This is a genomic window from Pararcticibacter amylolyticus (assembly GCF_003130405.1).
GTDB lineage: Bacteria > Bacteroidota > Bacteroidia > Sphingobacteriales > Sphingobacteriaceae > Arcticibacter > Arcticibacter amylolyticus.
The window spans coordinates 60,982-70,305 of the sequence record NZ_QEAS01000014.1 but is presented as its reverse complement, the minus strand read 5'-3'; the positions used below and the strand labels follow the sequence as shown (position 1 = coordinate 70,305).

Below are 9,324 nucleotides of genomic sequence, written 5' to 3'. Positions count from 1 at the left end.
AAACCTTTTCCCGGGTTTACTGTTGCTTCTTGCTGGCCGCTCATTTTTTGAACCGCCTTCGAAGCGATTGTGTTTTAAGGACTTGTCCTCGCGACTGTTCCTGCTGCTTTTATATGGCATGATTATGCTAATGTTCCTTTTTGAAATGGGGTGCAAAGATAGTGAAATAAACGTTAAAAGCTTGAATCTGTTTGTATTATTTTTCAACCGGAGGCGGTTCTTATGCTTTAAGAAAAGAGCGGACAACAAGCTTATAGTATAAAGTGTAATGGAGTTTTATGAAGGCGGAAAAAGGCCCCGAATAAGCCTGCTTAACCTGTTGACTCTGAGTGGTTAGAGTGTAAGTGTTTGTATATTAAGAATATAATGTTTACCTTTGGAATCTTTTTTTGTTTAATTTAAAGAAAGGAACTCATGATTAAGAAACATTTGATCGCGTGTTCCGTGCTCTTTTTGCTGATGATATCATCGCGTATGTTAATCAGCCGGAACGCCCGGACACCAATTAATTCGTTTCCACAACCTGTGGATTTCCCTTCTCCCCAAGAACAGAAAGTGTCATCTCCAAAAGCGGAGTTTAGCTTCGCCAATGAAAAGGTACCGCTGAAGAATAAGAAGGTTGCCTGGAAGATGGACAAGTATTTGAAGAAGAATAGCTTTGAGCATATTCAAACAGACAGGCTTCATCATAAGGCCAGGGAATGGTTTCCCGTAATAGAGCCTATTTTGGAACGCTATGGCATACCGGAGGACTTTAAGTACATTCCTTTGGTAGAGAGTGGTCTGTTGGGAGGAACGTCTCATAAAGGAGCGTCGGGATACTGGCAGTTTATGCCTCAGACCGCGCGTACTTATGGACTAAAGGTCAATAGGGATATTGACGAAAGAAAGGACCTGCGAAAGTCTACATTTGCCGCATGCAGGTACCTGAAAGCCTTACACCAGGAGTTTAAAAACTGGACATTAGTGGCGGCTGCTTATAACATTGGGGAGAATAGTTTAAAGCAGCATATCTATAACCAGGGACATCGGAATTATTTCAAAATGAGGTTGAACAGGGAAACTGCCTCGTATGTCTACAAACTTGTTTCGATGAAAGAGATCATCGAAAAACCTTCTAAGTATGGTTACTCTGAACGGCACAGAACTCTTCTGGCTAAGAAGGATGCTTCTGTTCCATCGCCGGACCGGCATGTATTTCTGAGCAGAGAGGATGAAAACAGTGCTTTGAAAGCATTTGAAATCTTACAGCCGCAAGCGAGCATGTAAGTATTTATCCAGCAGGGTTGCAGAAGCAACCCTGCTTTGGTCAAAAAAAAGAAATCTTAGTTTCCGATGCTTGATTCTTGCTCCGATTAGCCGATCTTTACACGAATTTTGACAGGTATAAATTAATGGACAAAAGTACACCAGACCTTGGAGAACAAAGTGAAGTAGAAGTTTTCGGAGCCAGGGTTCATAATCTTAAGAATATTGATGTTTCGTTTCCCCGGAATAAGCTTGTAGTTATTACAGGGCTTAGCGGGAGCGGAAAGTCATCTCTTGCATTTGACACTATTTATGCGGAAGGGCAGCGTCGTTATATGGAGACGTTCAGCGCCTATTCAAGACAGTTTCTTGGAGGGATGGAGCGCCCGGATGTTGATAAGATATCAGGGCTGAGCCCTGTTATTGCAATAGAGCAGAAGACTACATCCAAAAACCCCAGGTCAACGGTTGGAACCATAACGGAGATCTACGACTTTATGCGCCTTTTATTCGCCCGGACAGGGGAGGCGTATTCATATGTGACCGGAAAAAAGATGGAGCGGATGTCGGAGGACCAGATGCTGAGGAATATCCTGCAGCAGTTCGATGGCAAGCCCGTGAATATCCTTGCTCCTGTTGTAAAAGGGAGGAAGGGCCATTACAGGGAATTATTTGAGCAGATCAGGAAGCAAGGCTATCTGAAGGTAAGGGTTGACGGAGAGATCGTAGATCTTGCACCGAAGATGCAGCTCGACCGCTATAAGATCCACGATATAGAAATGGTGATTGACCGGCTTGTTGTGACAGAGAAGGATAGTAAGAGGCTTTATAGTTCGATCCAGGCTGCTTTAAAGACTGCAAAGGGAATTATAAAAATATCCGACCAGGAGAATAACGAGTTTTTCTTCAGTAAATACCTTATGGACCCCGTGTCGGGAATCTCATATGACGAACCTCAGCCTAACACATTTTCGTTTAATTCCCCTTACGGGGCTTGTGAACGCTGTGACGGGCTTGGTTACATCTATGAGATAGAAGAGGCCTCGGTGATCCCGAACGCTAAGCTGAGTATTATGCAGGGGGGCTTGGCTCCGCTAGGCGAATACCGTGAAACCTGGATGTTTCAGGTGCTGAAAGCTTTAGGGAAGAAATATAATTTTTCTCTTTCTGTGCCCATTGAAAAGATTCCGAAAGAGACACTGAATATCATATTAAATGGTTCGGATGAGATCCTGACAGTTCCTGTTGAATACAATAAATGGAATGTACAGAACTACCAGATTTCCTTTGACGGAATTATTAAGATGCTGGAGGAGCAGACGGAGAGAAGGGGGGATGAAGCTTCTGATGATCTTGAAAACTTCCGGGTGCTCAAGAAATGTCCGGTTTGCCATGGCGCGAGGTTGAAAAAGGAGTCTTTGCATTTTAAAGTTGGAGAAAAGAACATTTTCGAGCTGGCGAGTATGGACATCAATCACTTATCTGAGTGGTTCAGCGATGTTGAGGAGCGTTTGTCGGAAAGGCAAAACGTTATTGCAAAGGAAATACTCAAAGAGATCAGGGCCAGAATAGGATTTTTACTGGATGTAGGATTGAACTATCTGACACTTGACCGGACGGCTAAAACGCTGTCGGGTGGTGAAGCTCAGAGAATCCGTCTGGCCACACAGATCGGCTCTCAGCTGGTGAACGTCTTGTATATCCTGGACGAGCCGAGTATCGGACTGCACCAGAGAGATAACGCCAGGCTGATTTCTGCACTTAAGAACCTAAGGGATATTGGCAACTCGATCCTAGTGGTGGAACATGATAAAGACATGATCCTTGAAGCGGACCACGTGATTGACATGGGGCCTGCCGCCGGGATCCACGGGGGAGTGGTTGTTGCAGAAGGGGCACCGGAACAGATTAAGCAGGCTCATACACTGACCACGGCTTATCTGAGTGGTGAAAAAGAAATTGCAGTACCCGCTGAAAGGCGGAAAGGGAACGGAAAATCTCTTGTATTAAAAAATGCAAGCGGCAATAATCTGAAAAACGTCACGGCAGAGTTTCCTCTCGGCAGGTTTATCTGTATAACAGGCGTATCAGGAAGCGGAAAGTCCAGCCTGATCACGGAAACTCTTTATCCCATTCTGAACCATCATTTTTTCAGAGCCAAAAAGCATCCGCTGCCCTATAAAAAGATCGAAGGGCTGGAGCATATCGATAAGGTGATCGAAATTGATCAGACGCCTATCGGCCGTACTCCGAGATCAAATCCGTCTACCTATACCGGTGTCTTTTCTGACATAAGAAATCTCTTTGTACAGCTGCCCGAAGCGAAGATCAGGGGATATAAGCCCGGGCGCTTTTCTTTCAACGTGAAAGGGGGGCGCTGCGAGACCTGTCAGGGTGCAGGGATGAAAGTCATTGAAATGAACTTTTTGCCTGATGTCCAGGTACCTTGTGAAGAATGCCAGGGAAAACGATATAACCGGGAAACGCTGGAAGTACGCTACAGGGGTAAGTCTATCAGCGATGTGCTTGACATGAGCATTGAAGAAGCTGTTAGTTTCTTCGAACCAATTCCTTCTATTTACAGGAAAATAAAGACGCTGCATGATGTGGGCCTTGGTTATATTAAACTGGGACAGTCATCCACCACTTTGTCTGGTGGTGAGGCTCAAAGGGTAAAACTTGCTACTGAGCTATCAAAAAAGGATACAGGGAAGACTTTTTATATCCTGGACGAGCCAACAACCGGATTGCATTTTGAAGATATAAACGTATTGCTTGGGGTTCTTAACCGGCTGGTAGATGATGGAAACACGGTGCTGGTGATTGAGCATAACCTGGATGTAGTGAAGGTTGCAGACTGGGTGATTGATCTTGGCCCGGAAGGGGGGGCAGGAGGAGGACAAATTCTATTTGCAGGGACACCTGAGAATTTGATTAAGGTGGATGAAAGCTTTACCGGTAAATTCCTGAAAATGGAAATGCAGAGATAGTTTTATATGGCTCAATCAATGTCCTTCCGTCTTCTTTTTCTGATGTTCGGGATATTGGCATTTTCCAATCAGGGATATTCCCAGCGGCTTGTGATTAATGAGGTCGGTTTCAAACTGGAAGATGATGTAAAGAGACAAATTAGCCTGCTCGCAGAATATGAGGCCCAGATTTACAATGGCTTGTTTGATACCCGCCGCAATGACAGCCTGCTCATTACCATCAATATCTATAAGAAGTTCAGTGACTATAAGAAGAGCAGTTTAAATACTGGAGGGAAACCGATCTCTGCTACAGGGTTCTACTCCCCATATCAAAAGCAGGTGTTCGTTTATAAGCACGACGATTTCATGAGAACTCTGGTGCATGAAATGAGCCATTGCTTTATGCATGACAATATGGGGCCGGAGGTTCCCCGATGGTTAAATGAAGGTGTTGCCGTGTTCTTTGAGTCAATGGAGGTAAAATATAACGAAGTATCAGTTACAGTCCAGGCCGGCAGGCTGTCTGCAGTAAGGAAGTATGTTGCTGACGGTGACTTCGACCTCGTCAGATTCTTCCAGACACCGGGAACTTTATGGCTCGATAAATCAAAACTGGATTATTTATATAATGTATCATACAGCATCGTTTTTTTCCTGATGAGAAGTAATCCTGCCGCCGCCCGCAAGCTTATCCGGGAACTGAGCAAAGAGAAAGATTCTGTGCGCGCCATTGAAAGACTTCCTTATGGCAGGATCGATCAGTTTGAGGCCAGATATAAGCTATTTTACCGATAGAGTTGCCTGCATCCAAACATCCGGCTGCTCAGCGTGTATTGTAAGTGCAAGAATTGAATAGCGGTTAAACAATTTGTAAGTTTGGAACATGCAAAAGCTGCTCACTGCAAAACAAATGAGGGATGCGGATTCCTTTACTATTGCCTCTAAGTCTATCTTTTCGGCTGATCTGATGGAAGAGGCTTCACACGCCTTTGTAAAGATCTTTACAGAGGAATTCCCAGACAGAAGCCTTCGGGTTTCCGTTTATTGCGGCACCGGAAATAATGGGGGAGATGGTTTGGCAATAAGCAGGCTTCTGATGCAGGCGGGATACCATGATATAAAGGTTATGATCGCGCGTTTCTCTGCCAACAGCACGGATGACTTTGAGATAAATTTCCGGAGGCTGCGTGAGTTTCAGAACATCAGGATACAAGAATTAAGGAGTGCCGTTGAGTGCGGGGCAGAAACATCCGACCTTATTATTGATGCGCTGCTTGGCTCAGGCCTGAATAAGCCTCTTTCGGGCGAATGGGAAAAGTTAGTTACATGGTTGAACAGCCTTCATAAGACGATTGTATCGGTAGACATTCCTACAGGTTTACCAGCGGAGGAGGGCGCCGGGTCGGGACATGCTATCCTGCATGCCAGGCTGGCTATTTCGTTTCAGCGTCCAAAGCTTAGCTTCCTCCTTCCAGGTTCTGCTCCTTATCTTGACAGGTTCAGAGTAGCGGATATCGGTCTTGATGACGACTTTATCCAAAACTGTGAAGGCCCTTATTATCTACTGGAAGAGAATGATATAAGAGAGCGTTTAATCCACCGGGCAGCTTTTAGTCATAAAGGAACATTCGGACATGCCATGCTAGTGGCAGGGGCGCCAGAAACGATGGGTGCTGCCTTGCTTACGTCACGTGCTTGTTTATACGCCGGAGCTGGTCTTACGAGTGCCTGTATTCCCGCAACCGGACTTACCGCGCTGAACGCTTCTCTGCCAGAAGTTATGGCTGTTGTAAGATCTGAGCAGGGGCTGCCAACGTCTGTTGACTGGGAAAAGTATCAGGCTATTGGCATTGGTCCGGGTTTAGGTACCGGTCCGGGAAGTCTCTCTCTCCTGAGAGTGGTTCTTAAAAATTTTCACAAACCAATTGTACTTGATGCGGACGCATTGAACCTCATAGCGCATAACTACGAGCTAATCCAGCAGGTGCCGGAGCATTCTGTGCTGACTCCCCACATGAAGGAGTTTGACCGGCTTTTTGGGGATCATCAGGATTGGTGGTCGCGCATCGAAACGGGCATTGACAGGGCGACTACTTTAGGGTGCACGATCGTATTAAAAAACCGATATACGATCATATTTACCCCTCAGGGAATGTGTCTTTTTAATCCTACGGGAACCCCGGCAATGGCAACAGGGGGATCAGGCGATGCTCTGACCGGGATCATTACATCATTTCTCGCTCAAGGGTATGAGCCGCATGAAGCTGCGTTTATTGGAACTTATGTTCACGGGGCTGCGGGGGAGCGTGTGCGGGGATATGTAGCAACTCCTTCACAGTTGATAGACGAATTGCCTTTATTGATGAAGGAGCTCGCTGATTAACAAAATCAATTTCGCTGCCGCTTACCGATATCAAGGAGGTTTCCCTGGTTCCCGGATGCAGAGCCCCCCGGATAGTGTTTTTAGCGTACCTGGTCGAACAGATGCTTTTCTGCGTGATAAGAAGATCTTACCAGTGGTCCGCTTTCAACATACCTGAAGCCCATATCCAATCCAATCTCCTTGTATTTCGCAAACTGATCGGGATGTATCCAGTCCAGTACGGGGTGGTGGTTCTTTGTGGGCTGAAGATATTGTCCCAGAGTCAGGATATGAACGCCTGCATCTGCAAGGTCCTGCATTGTTTCTACAACATCAGCTTCCGTTTCTCCTAGTCCCAGCATAACGCCGGACTTAGTTCTGAGTCCGAATTCAGAAATCCGTTTAAGAGCCTCAAGACTTCTGTCGTACTTCGCCTGGATACGCACCTGGCGGGTCAGCCTTCTGACGGTTTCGATATTATGAGAAATGACTTCGGGGCGTTCTTCGCAAACGCGGTAAAGGTTTTCCCATACTCCCTTAAAGTCAGGGATCAGAGTCTCCATCGTTGTCTGCGGGCTTTCGCGCCGGATAGCTTTAATGGTTTCAGCCCAGATAATCGAGCCACCATCTTTCAGATCATCACGGTCAACAGAGGTAATGACCGCGTGTTTTACATTCATTAGTTTAATTGAATTCGCCACCCGGTTGGGCTCATCGAGGTCTACTGCATTGGGGCGTCCTGTTGCAACAGCGCAGAACGAGCATGAACGTGTGCAGATATTACCCAGGATCATAAATGTAGCTGTGCCTGCGCCCCAGCATTCTCCCATATTCGGGCAATTACCGCTCTCGCATATAGTATGAAGTTTGTGCGTATCTACAAGTCCTCTTACATTCGCATATTCTTTTCCAACGGGGAGCTTTACCCGTAACCAGTTTGGCCTTCTCTGAGTCTGACTGGCTGGAATCACCGGCAATTCAATCATAGCGCAAAGGTAGTTATTTACTTGCGAGTTCTGAGCGGGTACCCGTCGTAATTTGACATTGGTGTTATGAAATCTATTCACATCATTTTATTCTGAGCGCAGGCGTCTGCGGCAGATCCGGGAAAACTTTTTACTTTTGAAGTATTGATAGATATATGGCAACTTCACTGGTAGTTTATAAGGGAGAATTAAGGACAGAGGCATTGCACCTGCAATCGGGAGAAAAGATCATAACAGATGCCCCTGTGGATAATCATGGTAAAGGCGAGGCCTTTTCCCCTACAGATCTTCTTGCTACATCCCTGGGCAGCTGCATGCTGACCATCATGGGGATTGCAGCAAGGGAACGCAATATTGATATTGAAGGAACCACATGCGAGGTTACCAAAATTATGGGTACTTCACCCCGCAGGGTTACGGAGATACATATATCCTTTAATTTTCCGGGGAGACAGTTCTCTGATAAAGAGAAAGCCGTCCTGGAACAATCAGCGAAAACCTGCCCGGTATGGTACAGCCTTCACCCGGATATTCAGAAAGTGGTGGAATTTAAATGGTAAAGAAGATAATCTTACGGTTATTCTATTAATGCAGCTGTAGTCTCTGCGGAAATTTCTCCATGCGAAGCGTTATAAATGCACTCTCCATCCTTGATTAGCAGCAGTTGCGGAGATTCATGCTGCACTGAGAATAAGGTGGCAATCCCTGAAGAGATGTCGCGGTGGTTCAGTAAGTCGAGGAAGTAAAGAGATGTATCCGGTGGAAGTGCCTCCCATTCAAGCTCAAACCTTTTTTTTACCATCATACTAATGGAACAACGGGTACTATGTTTGAATAGAATATGATACCCCTCAGCACTTTTTATTTCCTGTAACTGTTCGATTTTTTCCAGCGGTTTCCAATTCATATAGCGATAGATGAAAGCAGGGAGCATATTCGCTCCACAAGATGTTAACAAATTAAAATAATACGGACTTACCCCCTCCTTGATTTAGGATAGGAACTATAGGCCGGACATGTTTTAGAAGAGCATGATTCGAATACAAGAGCTAAAGACATCAGCAGGAGCAACCCTACAGTAAATTTCTTCATTTGAGTATTGTTTATATTTTTTAAACCTAGTGTATTGTGCCTTATACGACGCTGTTACCCCAAGGTTTCAAATCATAAAGATAATTAATTTTCTATAGAACGGTGCCCGGTATGATTTGGTTTTATTGAAGTTGAGATTTCAAACTTGCCATCAGGATAGCCGTTGCCGCTGCTTCTTCTCCTTTATTACCGTGCCTTCCTCCTGCTCTTTCTTTTGCCTGAAGCTCATTGTCGGTCGTTAATACACCGAAGATAGCTGGAATGCTATGTTTAATGCCAACATTGGTTACCCCGTGTGCAACAGCGCTGCATATATAATCGAAATGAGGGGTATCCCCTTTAATAACACATCCAAGACAAATTACCGCATCAACTTTCTTATGCTGTAGCACCATATCGGCCCCGGAACTTAGTTCGAAACTACCGGGAACCGTTAACGAAAGGATATGATCAGGATCAGCACCCTGCTTAATTAAAAACTGGTACGCTCCTTCATACAAAGCACCTGTAATCTCTGCATTCCAGTGAGCTGTTACAATTGCAAAATGATAAGGAGATGCTGAAGGGATTGTTGTATGAGAAAAATCTGAAAGATTTTTGAGGTGAGTAGCCATCAGGATTAAAGTTAAGAGTTAAAAGTCAAAAGTTAAGTATTATGCCGGAG

General features: G+C 45.2%; 8 protein-coding genes. 5 read left to right on the top strand and 3 right to left on the bottom strand.

Translation table 11 applies throughout. The features are described from left to right. Window positions 1-414 precede the first annotated feature (414 nt). The 4 genes from DDR33_RS16860 (at window position 415) to DDR33_RS16845 (ending at window position 6,603) form a co-directional block, all read left to right on the top strand. Entirely contained in the window at window positions 415-1,269 is an 855-nt protein-coding gene (locus DDR33_RS16860; RefSeq protein WP_238387839.1) for a lytic transglycosylase domain-containing protein, read from the top strand. Window positions 1,270-1,394: 125 nt separating this feature from the next. After that, window positions 1,395-4,238: an excinuclease ABC subunit UvrA gene (gene uvrA, locus DDR33_RS16855; protein ID WP_109416978.1), complete on the top strand. Its 2,844-nt coding sequence runs from the start codon at window positions 1,395-1,397 to the stop codon at window positions 4,236-4,238. A gap of 18 nt (window positions 4,239-4,256) precedes the next feature. Continuing rightward, entirely contained in the window at window positions 4,257-5,015 is a 759-nt protein-coding gene (locus DDR33_RS16850; RefSeq protein ID WP_158280779.1) for a DUF1570 domain-containing protein, read from the top strand. An 88-nt stretch (window positions 5,016-5,103) separates the two neighbouring features. Beyond that, window positions 5,104-6,603: an NAD(P)H-hydrate dehydratase gene (locus DDR33_RS16845; RefSeq protein WP_109416976.1), complete on the top strand. Its 1,500-nt coding sequence runs from the start codon at window positions 5,104-5,106 to the stop codon at window positions 6,601-6,603. A gap of 80 nt (window positions 6,604-6,683) precedes the next feature. Here the strand turns inward: DDR33_RS16845 and lipA are convergent, their stop codons facing one another. Next, window positions 6,684-7,568: a lipoyl synthase gene (gene lipA, locus DDR33_RS16840; protein ID WP_109416975.1), complete on the bottom strand. Its 885-nt coding sequence runs from the start codon at window positions 7,566-7,568 to the stop codon at window positions 6,684-6,686. 155 nt (window positions 7,569-7,723) lie between these two features. On the opposite strand from lipA, the gene DDR33_RS16835 reads away from it, so the two are divergent. After that, window positions 7,724-8,128 (top strand): OsmC family protein, encoded by a 405-nt coding sequence (locus DDR33_RS16835; protein WP_109416974.1) that lies wholly within the window; start codon window positions 7,724-7,726, stop codon window positions 8,126-8,128. Window positions 8,129-8,145: 17 nt separating this feature from the next. Here DDR33_RS16835 and ytxJ read toward each other — a convergent pair whose 3' ends face one another. Continuing rightward, on the bottom strand, window positions 8,146-8,475 hold the full coding sequence (gene ytxJ / locus DDR33_RS16830; protein ID WP_109417055.1) for a bacillithiol system redox-active protein YtxJ: 330 nt from the start codon (window positions 8,473-8,475) through the stop codon (window positions 8,146-8,148). 307 nt (window positions 8,476-8,782) lie between these two features. Further along, window positions 8,783-9,274 carry a 6,7-dimethyl-8-ribityllumazine synthase gene (gene ribH, locus DDR33_RS16825; protein WP_109416973.1) on the bottom strand — a complete coding sequence of 164 codons (492 nt, stop codon included), beginning with the start codon at window positions 9,272-9,274 and terminating at the stop codon, window positions 8,783-8,785. Window positions 9,275-9,324: the final 50 nt, after the last annotated feature.